This window comes from Pseudoduganella aquatica, from assembly GCF_020865585.1.
GTDB lineage: Bacteria > Pseudomonadota > Gammaproteobacteria > Burkholderiales > Burkholderiaceae_D > Rugamonas > Rugamonas aquatica_A.
Genome location: NZ_CP086370.1, coordinates 2,086,749 through 2,108,158 on the forward strand (window position 1 = coordinate 2,086,749; position 21,410 = coordinate 2,108,158).

A 21,410-nucleotide genomic window follows, 5' to 3' on the forward strand; every position below is an offset into this window, starting at 1 on the left:
ATGAAGCTGCCTAATGTTGAATCGCTGCGCCGCATCCGGCCCGGCAAGACCTGGATAGTTCTTGGTATCGCGCTGCTGATCGGCGGCCTGGCGGCCTTCGCCGCGCGCAGCTTCCTGAGCGGCCAGATGGCCGCCATCGAGGCGCGCGGCAAGGGCCAGATGACGGCCGTGGTGGTGGCCAAGGTGGACATCGCCAAGGGCGAAAAGGTGAGCAATGAAAACCTCGCCATCCGCCAGGTGCCGTCCGAATACGCGCACTCGGTGGCGATCACGCCGGACGACTTCGCCCGCATCGACGGCCAGGCCGTGGCTTATCCGGTCAAGGCCGGGGAAATGATCCTGTGGGGGCTGATGGAGACGCAGCGCGCGCCGTCGTTCTCGTCGCGCGTGGAGAGCGGCCACCGCGCCATGACGGTGCCGGTGGACGAAATCAATTCCATCTCCGGCATGCTGGAGCCGGGCGACTTGATCGACCTGATTATCACGGTCGAGCAGAACGGCAAGAAGTCCACCTTCCCGCTGCTGCAGCGCATGCAGGTGATGGCCACCGGCCAGCGCTCGATCGACGATCCGAAAAGCGGCGAGCGGCGCAGCTATTCCACCGTCACGCTGGACACCACGCCGGCCCAGGCGCAGAACCTGATCGTGGCGCGCGAAGTGGGCAAGCTCACGGCGCTGCTGCGCAACCCGCAGGACCAGACCCCCATCGGCGCGCAGACCAACGACCTGGCTTCGCTGCTGGGCATGAACCAGCTGCGCGCGCAGGGCAAGGGCGGACGCCGCGCGGTGCCGGTTTTGTATGGCAATGGCGCGGGCAGCATGACGCCTGAAGCGATGCGTTTGCGTCCGCGCGGCGCAGCGGCGGCGGCAGCTGCGCAGGCGGCGCAGGAAAGCGATGTTCCTCCAGCGGTGCCGGTGGCCGTTGTCGGCGGCGGCGTGCATTAAACACATACCTAGAACAACAATGAAAACAATAAAATACTTACTCCCACTGCTTGCTCTGGCATTGGTACTGGCATTGATACTGTTGGGCGTGCTGGCCGCGCCCGCATGGGCTGCAGCCCCGGAAGCCGAGGCGCAGCAGGCGCCGGCGGCGGTCCCTGCGGCAGCGGTACAGGCGCAAGCCCCAGCGCAGGCTCCCGGCGCAGCGCGCATGGGCAATATCGAAAATCTGAAGCCCACCACGAAACGCCAGCAGGCCAAGCCTGCCGTGTACGCGCCTATCGACCCTGCGCATGAAGCGGGCGCCGCGCCGGAGATTGAATTGTTCGCGGGCGAGTCGCGCGTGTTCCCCACGCCGGGCGTGGCGCGCATCGCGGTCGGCAACGGCCAGGTGATGACGGCGCATGCGCTGGACGACAAGGAAGTGATCATCTTCGGTAACAGCGTGGGCACGTCCACGCTGTTCGTGTGGAACGAGGATGGCCGCTACCAGCGCATCCGCGTGAACGTGGTGCCGGGCGAAACGGCCCGCGTGGCGCGCGAGATCGCCGGCTTCCTGCAGCGCATCCCCCGCGCCACCGCTTCGGTGGTGGGCGACAAGGTCATCGTCGAAGGTGATGAGCTGGACGACGCCGACCGCGAGAAGGTGGCCGAGATGGCCAAGCGCTACCCGCAGATCGTCAACTTCACTAGCCCTATCGGCTGGGAGCAGATGGTGATGATGGACGTGAAAGTGGTGGAGTTTCCCAAGTCCGAACTGCGCGAACTGGGGCTGAAGTGGAGCCCCACCGGCGGCGGCGCCATCGGCGGCATCTGGTATCCGGGCGGACGCGGCGACGTGGGCGGACGCAAGATCAATATCATCTCGCCGACCAGTGCCCCTGCGCCCATAGGCTCGGGAGACGGCAGCCCGGTCACGCTGCCGTCGCAGTTGACCATCCTGAGCGCCATCAATATGGGCCTGAACGCGCAGCTCAACCTGCTGGAGCAGAACGGCACCGCCAGCATCCTGGCCGAGCCGCAGCTGTCCACCCGCAGCGGCTTCAAGGCCAGCTTCCTGGCGGGCGGCGAGTTTCCCTACTCGGTGTCGTCGGTGAACGGCGTGACGGTGGTGTTCAAGCCCTACGGCATCAAGCTGGACATCGAACCCAAGGTGGGCCGCAATGGTGTGATCCGCGCCATCATCGACTCCGAAGTCAGCTCGCTGGACTCCTCCATCACCACGCTGGGCGGCCCTGCGCTGCTGAGCCGCAAGACCAAGACCGAGTTCAATGTGCGCGCCGGCGAAACCATCGTGCTGTCCGGCCTCCTGCAGCGCAACAGCAGCAACGACGTGGACAAGGTGCCCTTCCTGGGCGACATCCCCATCCTCGGCGCGCTGTTCCGCTCCAAGCGTTTCCAGAACAAGGAGACCGAGCTGGTGGTGTTCGTTACGCCGACCATTGTTGATCCGCGCTCGAAGGGGCTGGTGGACCGCGTGGAAAGCACCGGCCAGCGCCTGGGCGAACGGCTCGGCAAGTCGCCTTATCTGAGCGATCCGCTGCAGCCGGGAACCGATGCGGGCAAAGCGTACCTGCCGCAATCCCAGCCGCAGGCCCAGCCTGAAGGGAAGGAATAGCCATGCTGGAAATCGAGATCACCGAAGGCAGCGGCGCGCCGCGCCTGGAACACGCGCCGGACGAATGCCTGATCGGCAAGTCGCCGCAGAACGACGTCAAGCTGGGTGGCTGGCGCGTGAGCAAGGAGCATGCGCGCCTGCTGCGCACGCCCGGCGGCGTGCTGGTGCAGGACCTGGGATCGTACGGCGGCCTGTATGTGAACGGCGAACGGATCACGTCGCAATATGGCCCGCTGGGCCTGAACGACGTGCTGGCCATCGGGCCCTACCGTCTGCGCGTGCTTAATAGCGAGCCGGAACCGGAACTGGTGCAGGCCGCCGCGCCGCAGTTGCGCTCCAGCGCGGCGCAGCACCGCAACCGCATGGCCACCGAGGAGATCCACGCCTCGCGCGTGAATGCGGAAAGGGCGCACGCCGCCGTCGAGCAGGCGCGCGCGCAGCAGCCGGAGCCCGAGAAGGAGCCCGGCTTCGCCGTGGTGCTGGGCATAGACCCGCGCCGCAAGGAACTCGAATTCGAATGGCGCAAGCGCATGCACGCGCGCCTGCTCGATACGATGGACCTGCGCCGCAAGGACGTATCGAGCATGACGGACGCGCAGCTGCGCGCCGAAACGAGCCGCGTGATCCGCGAAATCCGCCAGGAGCTGGAGGCGGACATTCCGCCCGAACTGGACCGCGACGTGCTGTGCCGCCAGGTGCTCAACGAGGCCGTGGGCCTGGGACCGCTGGAGGAACTGCTGGAAGACGACAGCGTGAGCGAGATCATGGTCAACCGCCACGATGAAATCTACGTCGAGCGCGCCGGCCGCTTGCAGCGCCATCCGCTCACCTTCACCGGCGACCGCGCCGTGCTGGGCGTGATCGAGCGCATCGTGGCGCCGCTGGGACGGCGCATCGACGAATCCTCGCCCATGGTCGATGCGCGCCTGGCCGACGGCTCGCGTGTGAACGCCATCATCCCGCCGCTGGCGCTGAAAGGCCCCACGCTCACCATCCGCAAATTCGCCAAGCGCAAGCTGGACGCGGACGACCTGGTGCGCTTCGGCGCCATCAGCCCGGACATGGCGGAGTTCCTGGAGGTGTGCGTTCGTTCGCGCAAAAACATCATCGTGTCCGGCGGCACCGGTTCGGGCAAGACCACGCTGCTCAACATCCTGTCCAACTTCATTCCACCCGGCGAGCGCATCATCACGGTGGAGGACGCGGCCGAACTGAAGCTGCATCACGAACACCTGATCAGCCTTGAGTCGCGGCCGTCCAACGTGGAAGGCAAGGGCGCGGTGCTGATACGCGACCTGGTGAAGAACACGCTGCGCATGCGCCCGGACCGCATCGTGGTGGGCGAATGCCGGGGCGCCGAGGCGCTCGACATGCTGCAGGCCATGAACACCGGCCACGAAGGCTCGCTCACCACGCTGCACGCCAATACGCCGCGCGACGCGCTGGCGCGGCTGGAAACCATGGTGCTGATGGCCGGCATGGACCTGCCGCTGGTGGCCATCCGCGAACAGATTTCGTCGGCGGTGGACATCATCGTGCAGCAGACCCGCTTTGCCTGTGGCTCGCGCAAGGTCACCAGCATCACCGAGCTGACCGGCATGGAGAGCGGCCGCATCCAGCTGCAGGAGCTGTTCCGCTTTGCCGGCCAGGGCTACGGCAAGGCCGACGCGCATGGCGTGAGCCGCGTGCAGGGCGTCTTCACCGGCTGCGACATGGCGCCCACCTTCTACGAGGAGCTGCGCGCCATGGGCAACGAGCTGCGCATGGACATCTTCCGTCCTGCCGCGCAGCTGGCCGGCACGCAGCAGGAGCGCGAGTGGATGGCCCGCAGCGGCCATGACCGGCGCGCGGAAAGGCGTTCGGCATGAACACCAGCGCCACCTTCCTCACGGTGCTGACGCTGGTCGTCGCGCTGTCTGGCGCGCTGCTGGCGTGGTTCGCCATCGACGTCGGCACCGCCACCATGAAGCGCTACCGCGCCAGCTTCACCGAGCGCGCGCAGTTCCAGGTGCGCGAGTTCTTCCTGTTCATCGACGCGCGCAAGCTGTTCGCCGCCAATATGGCGCTGATGGCGCTTGGCACCCTGGGCGCCTGGATGGCGACCGGCAGCGCAATCCTCACGGCGGTGGCCTGCGCCATGCTGGTGTGGGCGCCACGCCTGCTGTATTCGGCCATGCGCCAGCGCCGCATGCTGCAGTTCGAGCATCAGCTGCCGGACGCGCTGATGATGCTGGCCGGCGGCATGCGCGCCGGCGCCGGTTTCGGTTCGGCGCTGTCGCAGCTGGTGGCAGAGGCGCCCGCGCCGCTGGGCCAGGAGTTCGCGCTCATGCTGCGCGAGCAGCGCATCGGCGTGACGCTGGAGCAAAGCCTGAGCAATCTGGCGCACCGCATGCCGACCCAGACCACCGTGCTGGTGGTGTCGGCCATGCGCATCGCCTCGGAGACCGGCGGCGGCCTGGCGGAAACGCTGGAACGCACCGCAGGCACCATCCGCAGCCGCCTGCAAATGGAAGGCAAGATCCGCGCGCTGACAGCGCAGGGCAAGCTGCAGGCCTGGGTGGTGGGCCTGCTGCCGATCGCGCTGGGGCTGGTGCTGTCGAAGATGGAGCCGGCCGCGATGGACATGCTGTGGCACACGCCGGCTGGCTGGGCGGCGCTGGCGGTGGTGGTGGTGTTCGAGGCCATGGGCATGTTCATCATCCGAAAAATCATCAGTATCGACGTGTGAGGAGACCTGCATGGAATCGCTGCTGATCCAACATAGCACCGCCGTCATCGCCTTCGTGGCGGTTGCGGCCGGCCTGTCCGTGGCGCTGTGCGCCTGGCTGCTGAGCGGCGCGCTGGCAGAAGTGCCGCCCGAGGACCGCGAGTACAAAGACCCGCCGCCGTTGGGCTTCCGCCTGCTGTGGTGGCCCATCCACTGGATCGCGTACTTCATCGGCCCGCTGGTGCCTGCCCGGCGCCACATGCTGGTGCAGGCGCGGTTGCGCAAGGCGGGGCTGGAGTATGCGCTCAGCGCGGGCCAGTTCATGGCCGCGCGCCTGGTGTCCGGCGTGGTGGGCGCGATGCTGCTGCGCTGGGGCCTGGCCAGCCTGGAGCACGCGCTGGAGGGAAGGCTGCAAGTGGGCGCCACCGGGCAGCTGTGGACCTGCGCCATTGGCTTCCTGCTCGGCATGCTGTTCCCCGGCATCTGGCTGAACGATTTGCTCAAGCGCCGCACCAGCGAGCTGCTCAAGTCGCTGCCGTTCTACCTCGACATCATCACCCTGTGCGTGGAAGCGGGCCTGAACCTGCAAGGCGCGCTGCAGCAGGCCGTGGCCAAGGGGCCGCGCGGCGTGCTGCGCGACGAGATCCAGCGCGTGCTGCGCGACATGCGGGCCGGCAAGGCGCGCGCCGAGGCGCTGCGCACCATGGCCGACCGCCTGAACGAGCCCAATGTGTCGCACTTCATCACCGCCGTGATCCAGGCCGAGCGCATGGGCATGAACCTGGGGCCGGTGCTGCGCGCTCAGGCCGACCAGCGCCGCGCCGAGCGCTTCCAGCGCGCTGAAAAGCTGGCCATGGAAGCGCCGGTGAAGATGCTGTTCCCGCTGCTCGTTTTCATTTTTCCCTGCACCTTCGTCGTCCTGTTTTTTCCCATCGCGATGAAGCTGCTCCATCCTGGAACCTGAACCATGAGTGATTCCCTTTACCCCGGCGCCAGCCTGCATACCCGCAGTGGCGTCCATCGCCTGGGCGTGCAGGTGGCGCAGCGCTTCTGGAGCCGTTTCATGGGCCTGATGCTGCGCAAGGCGCTGCCACGCAACCAGGGCCTGCTGCTGACGGGCTGCCCCAGCGTGCATACCGCTTTCATGCGCTTCGCCATCGACGTGGTGTATTTGGACGCGCAGGGCGTGGTGACGCGCTGCGTGCCCGCGCTGCGCCCCTGGAGCGCCAGCATGGGCCATGCCGGGCGCGACGCGGCGGGCCAGCGCCATCCGCGCGCGGCGCATACATTGGAACTGGCGGCGGGCAGCGTGGCGCGCTGGTCCATCGCCCCCGGCGACCGCCTGCGGCATCCTCTGCTGGACGGCAGCGCGCGCGCGCTGGCCGCCGCTAATGCAACGTCGGCAACGCCGGAAGCCCCGGCCGCGCCGCGCCGTACTGCGCGCCGTGCCGCCCAGCGCGGCATCGCGGTGCTGGAATTCGCCATCGCGGCGCCGGTGCTCACCGTGCTGGGGCTGGGCGTGACGCAATACAGCCTGCTGTTCTTCACCAAGAGCCAGCTCAATCAGGCCAGCTTCATGGCCGCGCGCGCGGGCAGCGTGGCCAACGCCAAGCTGGGCAAGATTGAAGACGCGTATGCACAGGCGCTGATCCCGCTGTACGGCGGCGGCCAGAACGCCACCGAGCTGGCCGAGGCGCTGGCGCGCGCCAAGGCCGACATGGCGGGCAATGTGCAGATCACCATGATCAACCCGACCAAGGAAGCCTTCGCGGACTTCAACGATCCCGCCTTGCAGGCCAAGCTCAATACCCAGGGCAAGCGGGTGATCCCGAACAGCAGCCTGGCGTTCAAGGGCCAGGCGCTGGGCGCCAGCTCGGGCGAGACCATACAGGACGCCAACCTGATCAAGCTGCGCGTGATGCAGGGCGTGAAGCCCAAGGTGCCGGTGGTGGGTAGCATCTACACCGCCTACCTGAAGTGGCAGGACAACGGCACCGACGCCTTCCGCACCAAGCTGATACAGGATGGCCGCATTCCCGTGGTCAGCCACGTGACGATGCAGATGCAGAGCGACGCCATCGAGCCTGATAATCCGGTTTCCATTCCCGGCACCGGCAACAACGGCAATCCCACCGATCCGGGCGATCCACCGGGTCCGGCTAATCCGAACGATCCGCCGGACTGCCCGCTGGGCGGCTGCACCACGCCGACGCCAACGCCGGGCGACGGCGGCACCTGTCCGGCAGCCTCCACCGCCACGCTGGGCTCGGACACGCTGTTCGGCTTCGACCAGTCCACGCTCACGCAGGACGGCAAGGACATCCTCGACAAGCTGGTCGCCAACATCGGCAACACGCAGATCGACACGCTGACCGTGACCGGCTACGCGGACCCGCTGGGTAACGACGCGCACAACCTGGCCTTGTCCAAGGCCCGCGCGCAAGCCGTGTACGACTACCTGGCCTCGAAAGGCATCAAGGCCGACAAGGTGAACGTGGTGGGCGCGGGCGCGACCGACTTCGTCAAGGAACTCTCGGCCTGCCAGCCCGCCACCGGCGCCGCGCTGCAATCCTGCCTCGCGCCGAACCGGCGTGTGGTGGTGAAAGTGAAACCGAAAACATGAACAACACGATGAATGCCATTTACAAAAGCGCGCTGGCCTCCGCGCTGCTGGCCCTGGCCTGCGGCTCGGCCTACGCCTGCGGTCCCGGCGGTTCAGGCCAGACCTGCGACCTGGGCACGGCCGCGCCTGCCAGCCAGAGCGCGGCCTCGGTCAATGTCGGCGCCGGCAATCCGATCAACGTCATCAGCGGCAACAAATACCAGCGCGAAACCGACATGCCCGCGCTGCCCGGCGTGCTGGGGCTGGAGATTGTGCGCCACTACAACAGCAGCTTGAGCGCGGCCAATATGGCGCCGGGCAGCGTGGGGCGTGGCTGGAAGCTGTCCTACGAGACCGAGCTGTATGCCTTCGACAGCACGGTGCAAATCATGCAGGCCGACGGCAGCCGCCTGATCTTCAGCCGCGACCTGCTCAACCCCAGCCTGTGCGCCAGCGCCGATCCGGCCAACGGCACGCTGGCCATTTCCGGCGCGCGCGGACGCGAGCTGTACGTCTGGACCTGGACCGACGGCCGCGAGCTGACCTTCGACCACCGGGGTAAGCTGAACCGCATCAAGGCGGCCAGCGGCGAAGTACTGACCCTGCTGTACGACCCGCACGGCCTGCTGGTGAAAGTCACCGACCCGCAAGGCCGAAGCCTGCGCCTGAGCTACCTGGACCGCGAAAGCGTGGCGCGCGGCGACCGCTTCCGCGGCGTGCAGTCCATCACCACGCCGGTGGGACGCTTCTCCTATGAATATGGCAGCGCCATGCCCAAGGGCGCCAGCGCACCCAAAAACAGCGTGCTGGCCAACCTGGTGCGCGTGCGCTACCCCTCGGCGTCGGCGGCCGCTGCTGGCCGCGCATACCAGTACGAGGATGTGCGGCGTCCGACCTATCTGACCGGCATCAGCTTCGTCGAGGAGGGCAAGACGGAAGCGCAGCGCTACGCCACCTTCGGCTACGACGAGAACGGCAAGGCGGTGCTGTCGACGCACGCCAACGGCGTCGACAAAGTCACGCTGGACTACAGCCAGGGCGGCCAGACCACCGTCACCAACAGCCTGGGCCAGCGCACCGTCTACAAGCACAAGATCATGGGCGACGCGTTCCGCCTGCTGGAAGTGCGCGGCCCGGGCTGCGCGCTGTGCGGCGAGAGCAATGTGCGCTACGGCTACGACAAGCTGGGACGGCTCACGGAAACCACGCAGCTGGACGCCGGCGGCGCCCCGCAACTGACCCTGCGCGCGGAACTGGACCATTACGGCCGTCCGCTCACGTTGAGCAAGGTGGCTTACCGCGACGGCAAGGCCGGCGCGCCGCAGCGCCAGGTGCGCTACGAGTACGGTTCCAGTCCGCTGCCCACGCCCGTGTTGATCGCGCGCCCCAGCGTGGTGCCGGGACGCGATTACATCACCCGCGTGCGTTATCGCGCCGGCCAGCCTGCGGAAATCAGCCAGGACGGCTTCATGCCCACCTACGACGGCAAGGCTGTGGCGCAAGCCATCAGCCGCACCATGCGCTACCAGTACGATGCGCGCGGCAAGCGCACCGAAGCCGACGGCCCGCTGCCGAATGCAGCGCAGGCGCCGGGACCGGCCAATAGCGACATCACCCGTTTTGAATATGCGCCGGCGACCCAGTTGCTGTCGCGCGTGACGCTGCCCGGCGGCGAAACCAGTGAGGTGCTGGAGCGCGACCCGGCCTTGCGTCCGGTGCGCATACGCCGCAGCGACGGCCATGTTGTACACACCATTACGACGCGCAGCAATTGGCGCGGCCAGGCAGAGGAGGTGCGCATCGAAGCGGCAATGCTGAAAGGCGGCGCGCCCGACCCCGGCACCCGGCAGGAGCGCGTCTGGCGCTACCGCTACGACGGGCAGGGGCGCTTGCTCTCCGTCACGCAGCCGGGCGGCTTGCCGGCCCGCTTCGACTATGACGAGGCGGGGCGCATCGTCTCGCGCGTGATGCCGGACGGCAGCCGCGTGGTCACGGTGCAGGACAGCGAAGGCCGCACATCGGCCGAGGCGCGCTTCGCCGATGCGGACCTGGCGCCGGCGAAAGCGCTGGGTGCGGTGGGCTACGCCTACGACCAGTCGGGACGCCTGGAATCGCTGGCGGACGCCGCCGGACAGCGCGGCCGCAGCGACCACACCACGCAGGGGCAGGTGGCTGAGCTGAGCAACGCGCTTGGCGCCAGCACCCGCTTTGAATACGACGAGAACGGCATGCTGGCCGTCCGCACCGCCGCCGCCAATACGCCGGATGCGGCCAGCGTGAAGCTGGCCTACGACGCGCACGGCAGCGCAGTGAAGATCACCGATGCGAACGGCGTGGTGACCGAGCGCCGCTACGACGACTTCGGCCGCAAGGTCATGGAGGCCAATGCCGACCGGGGCGCCACGCTTTTCATGTATGACCAGGCAGGCCATGTGCTGGCGCGCATTGATGAAAGCGGCAGCGCCACGCGCTACCGTTACGACAACGCAGGGCGCCTGCTGGCGCTGGGCCGGGACCAGCACACCGAGCTGGTTCGCTATCGTTACCAGGGCTGGCGCCTGCTGGAAACCAGTTCGGGCGCGGACGGCAAGGAAGAGCATGCGCTTGAGCGCACCACGTATGTCTACGATGCGTTCGGCCAGGTGCTGAGCGAGCAGCGCTGGCTGGCCAGGCCGGATGGCAAGGCTGGGCAAGGTCTGCGCTTTGTCACCGGCAGCAGATATGACGAAGCCGGCCATCTGCTGGACCAGACCCTGCCCGACGGCCACCAGCTCAGCTACCGCTACGCGGATAACGGGCAGCTGCGCGAGGTGCTGTTTGACGGCCAGGCTGTTGTCGGCGCCATAGAACAAACAGCGGCGGGCGGCCTGCGCGGCTACACCATGGGCAATGGCGTGCGCCAGCAGTTTGAGCTGGACGCGCATGGACGCATTGCTGAACTGAGCGCGGTGGCGCGCGCTGGTGCTGCGCCGGGCGGCTGGATGCAGCGCATTGCCGGCTGGTTCGGCATTGCGCCCGCAGCCGGTCCGCGCCCGGTGTATCGCCAGGTGAACCGCTACGACGAGGCGGGACGCCTGACCGGCATCGAACGCGAACAGGCCGGGACGGCCGGCACGGCCGCCATTGCGCGCAGCGAGCGTTACGGCTACGACGCGCTGGACCGGCTGACCCGCGTAGAGCAGGGCGACGGCGCAGTCACGCGTTTCGCTTACGACAGGGGAGGCAACCGTATCGCGCAAACCACGGCGCCGGACGCGCCGCGCGTGATCCGCACTGCGCTCGATGCGGAGGGGGCGGCTGAATTTGGCACCCGCCAGCACATCTATCAGCCGGGGACCAACCGGCTGGTGGCGCAGACGGACGCCGCGCCCGGCGCGCCGCCGCACACCGCCAGCGCATGGCTGTACCACGCCACGGGCGTGCCCATGGCCCAGCTGGCTGCGGGGATATCGCCATTGCGCCCGGCGCTGGACCCGCTGCGCGGGCAGCGCCAGCGCATCGAATACAACAGCGCGCGCCGCCCCGTGGCGGTGTACGGGCCGCAGCAGCAGCCCGTGGCGCGCTACTACTACAACAGCCAGGGGGAGCGTATTGCCAAGACCGTCTATGCCGCCGCTGCTGGCGGTTCGCGCGTGGCGCGCACCACCTACAGCCTCTATCGCGGCCAGCGCCTGGCCGCCGAGGCGGACGAGCAGGGCCGCATTACGGCGCACTATGTCTACCTGAACGGCAAGCCGGTGGCGAAGATTGAAATGGCCGCCAATGACGGCCTGCTGCACCGTGCGTGGCGCGCCATCGTCACGCTCAACGGCATGGTGGTGCCGGCCGGCCCCCACGCCAGCGACAGCGAGGCCAGTATCTTCGCCATCCACGGCGACCAGCTCGGCACGCCGCAGGCCGTCACCGACAGCGCCCAGCGCGTGGTATGGCAGGCCAGCACCACGCCCTTCGGCCACGCCAGGGTGGTGCACGCCGCCGCGGGCGCGGCAGGCAAGGCGTTCGAGATGAATCTGCGCCTGCCTGGGCAGGTGTACGACGCCGAGACCGGGCTGAATCAAAACTACTACCGCGACTACGATCCGCAACTGGGCCGCTACACCACGCCCGACCCGATGGGCATCGAAGGCGGCATGAACCCCTATCTGTACGTGGGCGGCAATCCCTTGTCGAATGTCGATCCCCTGGGCCTGTACCAGAGCGACATCCACTACTACATGAACTTCTTCCTGGCCGTGGCGGCCGGCATGAGCGTGGAGGAGGCGCAGGTGCTGGCGCTGGCGGCGCAGTACGTGGATGACAATCCGGAGACCAAGCCGCTCAACCTCGACACCGGCGTCTCCGACGCGCACAGGGCGCGTTTGCTGGCCTATCACTTCACCATGGTGCCGTCCAAAATCGACCCTGCCACCGGCCTGGTGAAAGGCGGCGTGAGCGACTACGGCTCGCCACCGGGCAGCGCCGCTTACGCCAACATCGCGGAGAACGAGCAGCTCAAGCACCTGTATGCGGCGGTCACCAACGCAGGCAAGGCAAACAATCTGGCGAACACGCGCTGCACCCAGCTGCAATTCATGGGCGAGTACCTGCACTCGTTTGAAGACACTTTCGCCCACCGCGACGCGAACAACAATCCCTTCCCGCTGAATGTGGGCCTGGGGCATGGCGGCTACGGCAGCAATCCAGACTACACCTACAACCACTGGTCCGCGATTCCGCTGCCGGGGGCGATGAACTGGAACCACAACGAGGAACGCACGCTGCAGATGGAAAAGGAAGTGCTGGCCAAGCTGGCGGCCTGGAAGTCGCCGGAAACCAAAGCGCATTCGTTCAGCGAAATCGAATCGCTTTTGAAGCAGTTCAACGCCACCGAGGAACATGAGGGCAGCGGCTACGATCCTGAAAATCCAAGACTTAGCTCAAAGATTAAACTGCTAGCAGCCAAGCTGACGGAATGGGGTATCGAAGGCCTGAATTGGACGAGTTCGGCTGACGACGAAGGTGTCTACAGTAAGGAGCTTGGTGAGAAAAATCGTGCCAAATTTCTGTGTGGTAGTGATGGAAAACCACTGGATCAAATAAAATACGCTGGCACCATACTTCCAACCGTGTGCAGTCAGGGAGAGTAACTTGAAGCTGAAGAAAATGAGCTGGAGGTTGGTACTGATGATTTGCTTGAGCCCTGTTGCCCATGTGCTGGCTGAGGAGTGCAAACCGATCGAGTTTTTTGACGGAGATTTGGCGCGGGCCATCCGCGGCCCGGGCAGTTACTGCCTCCAGACGGATATCAAGCGCAAGCCTGCCTTCGATATTCATGCGGGCAGCTTGAAATCAGCGGCTGGAGAATCTCTGCTGAGCATGACGTTCCGCGAGCCGGGCGTGGGTGGTGCCGGCCGTGTCGATCTTGATTTGCTCGGTCATCGCATCAGCAGCACGGCCCCGAACATGCTGGGCGTGCGTTCGACCCGTATGGTGCGCAACGCGCACGTGCACAACGGTAGCATTGAGCTCGTGGGGGGGACCAGCGTCGGCGTATCTCTTTTATATGCAGGCACGCAGGGCATGCCGTCCAGTCTGGATCCGGCGCAGCCGCAATACGAAGACGTGCCCGCGCCGCCGTCGGGTAGTTGGGGCAATACCGGCAATGTAGTGGAGCGACTATCCATACGCGCCGGTGGGCGTGGCGTGGTGCTCGGCGGGGACAATAACGTTGTGCGCGACAGTACGATAGAAGTCGACGGGCCGGTTGCCATCTTTGCATACGGGAAGGGCACGGTCATTGAAAACAACACCATCATCGTGCATGGCCGCGGCACCGGAAATTATGACGCCGTCATCAAACTGCGCGACGCGCGCGGCGCCATCGTCAGGAATAACCGCATCATCCACAAAGGATTTGGCAGTGCCGGCACGGCCATCAATCTGCTGGATTCGGCCGATGTGCGGATCGAAAACAACATCCTGGAAGGAATAGAGAACGTCGTGCGGAGGGTAGGCGCAAGCAGTGTGAATGAACGTGGCACGGAGCGCCGGTGAACGTTGGTCTATTATTGCCGCTGGCGGGGCAGGCGCTTAGCATGCCGCGTGCCTGCGCGGCTGCGGCGGTGTTTGCTTGCGCAGCAGGGATTGCATCCGCAGCTGGCGCGCAGGAATGCCGGCCTATCCACAGGGATGACACCGGCAGCGCCAGTGGCGTCAGCGTTGTGTTTGCGGGGAAGCACTGTCTACAGCAAGATTTTCGCGTAGGCCGGGAATTTGATCTCCACTCGGCCGCCGTCAAGGAACCGTCGACCCGCGCGCTGATCGCCATCACTCCCCGCACAGGAGGGAAATATTCGCCGCATGGTCCGTTTGAGCTGGACATGCAAGGCCATCATGCCCAGGCGGATGTGGCTGGGATGGATGGTGTACGCGGCATCGGCCCCGGCCGCAATGTCACCGTGCGAAATGGAACGCTGACGGTGGCTGGGCAGGGGAGCACCGGCGTGCGTTTGCTGCTGCGTTCCCGCGCGCAGACCGCAGGCATGCGCTCGCCGATTGAGCCGGAGTACGAGGATGTATCCATGCCGGAGGCAGCTGACACAGGCCAGGCGAATTTCCTGCTGAGCCGTCTCAACATCCGTGCCGGAGGGCGGGGCATCATCATGAGCGGTGCTGGCAACAGCATACGCGACAGCATGATCGAGGTGGACGGCGCAACCGCGATTTTCCTGCATGGACGAGGCAGCGTGATCGAGAACAATACCATTATTGTTCATGCGCGCGCGGCGGGACCCAATGATGCCGTTATCAAGCTGCGCGACGCGGACGGCGCTGTCATCCGTAACAACCGGATTATTTACAAAGGCGACAGCCGCGCTGCTACGGCGATCAATTTGCTGGACTCGAACAATGTCCGGGTCGAGAACAACATTGTGGAAGGGATCGACGAAGTAGTGCGGCAAACGGGCAAGACGAGTGTTCGTGAACAGGGGACCCAGCGGCGATGAAAATCCTTCCCAGGCTGCTGCTTACGTGCCTGCCGACGTTGCTGGCAGCGCCGGTGCTCGCGTGCGAACCGGTCGAGCTGTATGCCGCAGCCAAGGCGAAGACCATGCGCAAGCCGGGCAGCTACTGCCTGCGGTCGGACGTCAGCCGCCCGCGCACCTTCGACATTCACGCGGCCAGTTTCAAAACGGCGGCTGGGGAAGCCTTGCTGACAATTGATTACGGCAGTCGCGGCGGTGGAGCGGACGGCCGCCGGGTCGACCTCGATTTGCGCGGCCACCGCATCGGCAGCACGGCTCCGGACATGCTGGGCGTGCGCTCCTTTGGCATGGTGAGGAATGTGCGGGTCAGCAATGGCAGCATCGAGGTGACGGGCGACACCAGCGTAGGCGTGTCCATGCTGTATGCGGGTGCGCAAGGCATGCCGGGCGGCCTGTATCCCTCGCTGCCGCAGTTCGAAGACGCGCCTGCGCCGGCGTCGGGCAGCTGGGGCGACAGCGCCAATGTGGTGGAGCGTGTGGCCATCCGTGCGGGCGGACGCGGCGTGGTGCTGGGTGGAGACAACAACGTGATCCGCGACAGCACGATAGAAGTCGACGGTCCGGTCGCCATCTTTGCGTACGGGAAGGGCACGGTCATTGAAAACAACACCATCATCGTGCATGGCCGCGGCACCGGAAATTATGACGCCGTCATCAAACTGCGCGACGCGCGCGGCGCCATCGTCAGGAATAACCGCATCATCCACAAAGGATTTGGCAGTGCCGGCACGGCCATCAATCTGCTGGATTCGGCCGATGTGCGGGTTGAGAACAACATCCTGGAAGGGATAGAGAACGTTGTCCGCCAGGTTGGCAAAACCAGTGTGCTCCAACAGGGCACGCAACGCCGGTAAAGCGCCCGACGCGGCGCTGAGGCTACGTACTTAGGGGATAGCTTTGAATATTCAGCGTACCTTGCGCAGCGCCTTGCTCGCTGCGGCACTGCATCTGGCGGCCGGCGCCAGCCATGCCTGCGGTCCCGGCGGCTCGGGCCAGATGTGCCCCGCGCCCGATCCGGCCCCGGCCAGCCTGCCCGCATCTGGCGCGGTCAGCCTCGCAGTGGGCAATCCGATCAACGTCATCAGCGGCAATAAGTACCAGCAGGAGACGGACATGCCCGCGCTGCCCGGTGTGCTGGGGCTGGAGATCGTGCGGCACTACAACAGCTTCCTGAGCGGGAGCAATAGCACGCCCGGCATCACGGGGCGGGGCTGGAAGCTGTCGTATGAAACGCAGCTCTACGCTTTCGACGGCACGCTGCAGATCATGCAGGCCGACGGCAGCCGCCTGATTTTCAGCCGCGACCTGCTCAACCCCAGCCTGTGCGCCAGCGCGGATCCGGCGCACGGCAGGGTGGAGATCAAGGGCGTGCGCGGCAAGGAGGAATACCTGTGGACGTGGAACGACGGGCGCACTTTGCGCTTTGACCGTGACGGCAGGCTGACGCAGATCCAGGCGCCCACGGGCGAAGTACTGAGCCTGCTGTACAACCAGGGCTTGCTGGTGAAGGTGACCGATCCGCAAGGCCGCAGCCTGCGCCTGGCTTATCTGGACCGCGAGGGCGTGGCGCGCGGCGAGCGCTATCGCGGCGTGCAGAGCATCGCCAGCCCGGTGGGGCGCTTCGTGTACGAATACGGCAGCGCCGCGCCGCAGGGCGCCACGGTGGGCAAGGTGGCGCTGGCGGCCAACCTGGTGCGGGTGCAGTATCCCGTGCCGGAAGGCGCGGCGCAGCGGGCGGCAGGCGGCCCGGCCGCGCGCCGCTACCATTACGAGGACGCGCTGCGTCCCACCTACCTGACCGGCGTCAGCGTCGAAGCGCAGGACGCGGCCGGCAAAAACGCCAGCCAGCGCTACGCCACTTTCGGCTACGACATCAATGGCAAAGCCGTGCTGTCCACGCACGCGGGCAATGCGGACAAGGTGACGCTCGATTTCAGCCAGGGCGGGCAGACCGTTATCACCAACAGTGCCGGGGAAAAGACAGTGTACCGGCACGCCATCGTGGCCGGCGAGTTCCGCCTGCTGGAAGTGCGCGGCGCGGGCTGCGCGCTGTGCGGCCCGGCCAACCAGCGCTACGGCTACGACAAGCAGGGCAGGCTGGTGGAGACCAGCGAACTCGATGCGCAGGGCGCCGTGCGCCGCACCGACAAGACCGAGCTGGATTTCTATGGCCGTCCGCTGCGCATCAGCCGCATCGAATACAAGAACGGCCGCGCGCTGGCGCCGCAGTGGCTGCAGCGTTACGAGTATGCGACTGAAGCGCCGCTGCCCAGTGTGGTGGCCCGGCCCAGCGTGGTGGCGGGCAGGGAAGCATCGGCGCGCATGTCCTACAACGGCAAGGGCCAGCTGCTGAGCATGACCGAGCAGGGCTGGGCGCCCGCGCCGGATGGCAAGGGGGAGCCGCAGCCCATCGTCCGTACTACGAGCTATGGCTACCGCACGGTCAACGGCCGCAGCGTGCTGGCGCTGGTGGACGGGCCGCTGCCGAACGGGAAGGCGGGCACGCCGGCCGATTCCGATATCACCCTGCTGGACTACGATAGCCAGGGCCGCATGATAGAGCGCATTACGGCGCCGGGTGGCGTGGTGACGGAGGTTGTGCAGCGGGACGAGGCGCTGCGCCCAGTCACGGTCAAGGCCAGCGACGGTTACCGCCTGGTGCGCAGCGAAGCGCAATTGCTGCACGGAGGCCAGTTGGCGGCGCTCACCGAGCGCGCCTGGCTGCTGGACAAGAAGGGCCAGCCGGACGCCGGCAGCGTGCAGGCCGACGGCGCCGCCTACCGTTACGACGGCCAGGGACGCGTCGGCGCCGCCGCCGTTCCCGACGGCGGCATTGCGCGCTACGTGTTTGACGGCGGCGACAATCTCACCCACGTGGTGGCGCCGGACCAGGGCCAGCGCGTGCGGACTTTCGACACGGAGGGCCGCTTGCTGGCGGCTGTGCAGTACAGCGCCGGCGCACCGATTGCGCTGGCCGGGCAGGACGATGCGCAGCGCGTGCCGCTGGCGGGCAGCTACCGGCGCGGCGCGCCCGGCAGCGTGGCCGAGGCGCTGGTCGAAAGCGTATCCCGCCCCGGCGGCAGCGAAGTGCGGCGCTGGCTGGACGATTTCGGCCGCGTGGTAGCCATTCTTACTCCCGAAAGCGGCTTGCGGACGGCGGCCTACGCGGCGGACGGCTCGCTGCGCAAGCTGGCCTTTGCCGACGGCAGGACCGTGTCCGTGGAGCGCGATGCGCAAGGGCGCGCGCTGCGGGTGGTGTATTTCGACGCCGCCGGGCGCCACCAGGACAGCCTCACATACCAATACCAGGGCGTGGCGCTGGCCGGCGAAGCGCGTTATGCGCAGCAGCAGCTGGCCAGCCAGGTTGACTGGCAGCCCGACGCCTGGGGGCGGCCTTCGCGCAAGCGCTTGGCCGTGTATGGCGCGGGGACGGAACCGTCTGCGCTGCTGGAGGTAGGCTACGCGCGCGACGCGCAGGGGCGGGTGGTGCGCAAGACCATGCCGGGCGGCGCGGTGCTGGACTATGCCTACGATGCAGCGGGAGGCGTCACTGCCATTTCCATCGGCGGCAAACCCATCGTATCCGGTGTGCGCTACACGGCTGCGCAGGACGGCGCACGGCTGGCCGGCTACGTCTACGGCAACGGCCTGGCTGCGCGCAGCAGCTACGACGGCCTGGGCCGGCTCACGCTGCACGAGAGCGGCACGCGACAGCGCATCCTGCGGGCGGACGCGGACAAGAACACCACCCTGGTCGAACAGCGGCTGGCCGTCACCCGCGCGCCGCAGCCCGAGCGCCTGTCGCTGCGGCTGCCGCAGCTGTTCTCCACCGCCACGGCGGCCGATGTGGCCGAACCGGCCGCCACGTCCAGCGTGCCGCACCAATACCGCTATGATGAATACGACCGCCTGGTGGCCGAGTCCAGCGGCGAGCGGCAACTGCTGGACCTGCGCTACAACGCGCTGGGCGACCGCCTTGGCCTGCCTGCCCCCAGCACGGACGCGGTGGGCAATGTGCTGGAACACGGCAAGCACACGCTGGACTACAACGCCGCAGGCGAACTGGCCGAGGTGCGCAGCGCGGACGGCAAGCTGGTGGCCCGGTATGGCTACGACGCCGAAGGCATCCGCGTGGTCAAGCGCGCGGGCGGACGCACCAGCTACTTTCTCTACGAAGACGGCCAGTTGCTGGCGGAAGCCGACGGCGAAGGCCGCGTGGTGGCCGAATACGTGTACCTGGGCCGCAAGCCCGTGGCGCGTCTGCTGAGCGAGCCCGGGGCGATGCGCGGGATTGCGCGCTGGCTACCCAAAGTCTTCGCAGCCGGCCCCGAAGTGGAATACTTGCACCCGGACCAGCGCGACGCGGTGGAGTCTGTCACCGATGCCAACGGCGCGCTGCGCTGGCAGGCCGAACTCGGGCCGTTCGGCGACCTGCGCCAGGAAGGCGGCCCGCGCGGCCAGATGCCGCTGCGCCTGTCCGGCCAATACGCCGACCCGGAAACCGGCTTGTACTACAACGTGCACCGCTACTATGACGCCGCTACCGGCCGCTACCTGCAGCCGGACCCGCTGGGCATAGAAGCAGGCCTGAACCTCTACGCCTACGCCGAAGGCGACCCGCTGCGCAAGACCGATCCGCTGGGCCTGTCGATAGAGCCGGACAGCGGCTGGGGCGGCGGCGTGGCGCCCTGGCTGTTCGGTACGGCGGTGCACAGCCAGATGGCGGCGCAGATACGCGGCAATGGGCTGGGCTGGGGCGCCAACGACGGCCGCAACGGCACCTGGGTGGGCCTGCGGCCGGACGCCTACTACGTCAAGCCGACAGACTTGTTCAAGCCCAGTTTCCACGGCACGCTGTGGGAGCTGAAGCCCATCAGCTGGAGTTCCGCCGTCAACCCCGCCAACTACGCGGCGGGCAAGGGCGAAGTGGCGGCCTATATCGCGGGGGCGAAGAAAGGCTGCTGGACCGCCGGATCGAGCAAGGCCATTGTCAGCCAGCTCACGCCCACGGCCGTGCTCATGGGCGGCAAGGTGTGGAACGTGACCTTCCAGGCCGATGCAGTGAATGACCAATCCGGCCTGCTGTTTTATAGTAAGCAGCAGGCGCAGGAAAAGCCGGTGCCGCAGCAGGTGCCCGCGCCCGCGCTGTCGCCCAGCCAGCGCAATGAACTGGATAAGCAGATGCAGCAGATCAAGGCGCAGGGGGCCAAGGAAGGCTGGTCCACGCTGGAGACCATAGGCATGGTGGTGCTGATCGGCCTGGCCATTGCGCTGCTGGTGGCGGCCGCCATCCTGCTGGCGCCGGCGATTGCCGCCGTGCTGGCCTCGATTGCCGCCGCGCTGTCCGCTGCGGCGGCAGGCACGGTGGCGCTGATGGCGGCGCTGGCGGCGCTGTTTGCCTTCAGTCCGGCGGTGGCGGCCGAAGCCACCAAGAAGGGCGAGGAAAAGCAGAAGGGCATGCTGGACGGCGCCATCGACTGGTTCAAAGGTTGGTTCTGATTGAAAGGAAGTGGTTTGGACACGAAGCAGTTGCGGGACGAAGTGAGCGGGCTGGTGGCCGCGTCGGCGGACAAGCTGGCGGCCTTCCAGGAAGAACTGATGGACCGCGAAATCGCGGAGGGCTGGCGCTGCTTTTACGCGCGCCAGCTGTGGCTGCGCGAGGCGCTGCCGGAGCCGCTGGTCAACGAGGCGGGCCGGCGCTACATGGTGGAAGCCTACCGCCAGCGCATCCTGCAGGCCGAAGCGCCGGACTACGTGGCGCTGCCCGCCGGCTACCGCAACTACCTGGAAACGGGCGTGCTCGATATCGAGAACCCGATGGGAACCGGCGACGCGCTCGACGCGGTGGCAAACGACACCGTCAACAGCCTGGCGGCCGGGCTGCAGCGGCACATGGCCATGGAAGTCCAGGCCAACGCCACCAAGTGGCTGAAGGAAGCGGGCGAGCGCGCCACGCTGACGCCGCCTTTCATGCTGTCGCACCTGGAGCTGGGGCCTGCCGTGCGCGATGCCAGCGTGCCGCCCGCCGAGGACACGGCCTACTGGCGCGCCCTGTACTGGAACAGCGAGGTGGTGGTGGCGGACCCGCAAGTGGTGCTCAATCCCGACTGGACCCTCAGGTTGATGGCGGCGCTGGCCCCGGATTTTCCCTACAACGCTGCGCTCAGCACGGCGAAGCGGCTGGTGTTCGCCGCGCCCGGCGACACCGCGCTGCGCTGGGCCGTCATGATAGAAAAGCCGGACGGCGCGCCGGACTTCCGCTATCCGCCGTCGCTGCTGCTGGTGCCGGGATCACAGACCAAAAAGCTGAAGGACAGCGACATCGTGTTCAAGGACGTGCCGCTGACCTGGCTCTACGCCATCGTGTATAACGCACGCAGCATCGAGCTGCAGCTGCGCTACTTCCTTGAGCGCTACCGCCGCCTGGCCAACTTCTACGCGCTGCTACTTGCCGATACAAAAATCCCGTTACGCGGGCTGCGGGGTTCGTGAGAATATTGCAGGCTGTATCAACCA

The 21,410-nt window shown here is 66.9% G+C and carries 12 protein-coding genes; all 12 read left to right on the forward strand.

The features are described from left to right. The 12 genes from cpaB to KT882_RS09290 all read left to right on the forward strand — a co-directional run bounded on the left by cpaB (window position 1) and on the right by KT882_RS09290 (window position 21,386). A complete protein-coding gene (gene cpaB / locus KT882_RS09235; protein WP_161072362.1) occupies window positions 1-945 on the forward strand; it encodes a Flp pilus assembly protein CpaB in 945 nt (314 codons plus the stop codon). Between the two features lie 73 nt (window positions 946-1,018). Next, window positions 1,019-2,560, forward strand: coding sequence for a type II and III secretion system protein family protein (locus tag KT882_RS09240; RefSeq protein ID WP_228895428.1), 1,542 nt, complete (start codon window positions 1,019-1,021; stop codon window positions 2,558-2,560). Between the two features lie 2 nt (window positions 2,561-2,562). Continuing rightward, window positions 2,563-4,428: an ATPase, T2SS/T4P/T4SS family gene (locus KT882_RS09245; RefSeq protein WP_228895430.1), complete on the forward strand. Its 1,866-nt coding sequence runs from the start codon at window positions 2,563-2,565 to the stop codon at window positions 4,426-4,428. Further along, complete coding sequence (locus tag KT882_RS09250; RefSeq protein ID WP_228895432.1) at window positions 4,425-5,288, forward strand: type II secretion system F family protein; 864 nt, start codon at window positions 4,425-4,427, stop codon at window positions 5,286-5,288. The genes KT882_RS09245 and KT882_RS09250 overlap by 4 nt, the downstream gene beginning before the upstream one ends. A gap of 10 nt (window positions 5,289-5,298) precedes the next feature. Next, window positions 5,299-6,231, forward strand: coding sequence for a type II secretion system F family protein (locus tag KT882_RS09255; protein ID WP_228895434.1), 933 nt, complete (start codon window positions 5,299-5,301; stop codon window positions 6,229-6,231). A gap of 3 nt (window positions 6,232-6,234) precedes the next feature. Continuing rightward, window positions 6,235-7,890 (forward strand): DUF192 domain-containing protein, encoded by a 1,656-nt coding sequence (locus tag KT882_RS09260; RefSeq protein WP_228895436.1) that lies wholly within the window; start codon window positions 6,235-6,237, stop codon window positions 7,888-7,890. An 8-nt stretch (window positions 7,891-7,898) separates the two neighbouring features. Further along, a complete protein-coding gene (locus tag KT882_RS09265) occupies window positions 7,899-12,995 on the forward strand; it encodes a DUF6765 family protein (RefSeq protein WP_228895438.1) in 5,097 nt (1,698 codons plus the stop codon). Between the two features lies 1 nt (window position 12,996). Continuing rightward, complete coding sequence (locus tag KT882_RS09270; RefSeq protein WP_228895440.1) at window positions 12,997-13,902, forward strand: right-handed parallel beta-helix repeat-containing protein; 906 nt, start codon at window positions 12,997-12,999, stop codon at window positions 13,900-13,902. Continuing rightward, window positions 13,899-14,855, forward strand: a complete 957-nt coding sequence (locus tag KT882_RS09275) for a right-handed parallel beta-helix repeat-containing protein (RefSeq protein WP_228895442.1) — start codon at window positions 13,899-13,901, stop codon at window positions 14,853-14,855. Before KT882_RS09270 ends, KT882_RS09275 begins: the two co-directional genes overlap by 4 nt. After that, window positions 14,852-15,748, forward strand: coding sequence for a right-handed parallel beta-helix repeat-containing protein (locus tag KT882_RS09280; protein WP_228895444.1), 897 nt, complete (start codon window positions 14,852-14,854; stop codon window positions 15,746-15,748). The genes KT882_RS09275 and KT882_RS09280 overlap by 4 nt, the downstream gene beginning before the upstream one ends. A 43-nt stretch (window positions 15,749-15,791) precedes the next feature. After that, window positions 15,792-20,393 (forward strand): RHS repeat-associated core domain-containing protein, encoded by a 4,602-nt coding sequence (locus KT882_RS09285; RefSeq protein ID WP_228895446.1) that lies wholly within the window; start codon window positions 15,792-15,794, stop codon window positions 20,391-20,393. Between the two features lie 15 nt (window positions 20,394-20,408). Next, on the forward strand, window positions 20,409-21,386 hold the full coding sequence (locus tag KT882_RS09290) for a hypothetical protein (RefSeq protein ID WP_228895448.1): 978 nt from the start codon (window positions 20,409-20,411) through the stop codon (window positions 21,384-21,386). Window positions 21,387-21,410: the final 24 nt, after the last annotated feature.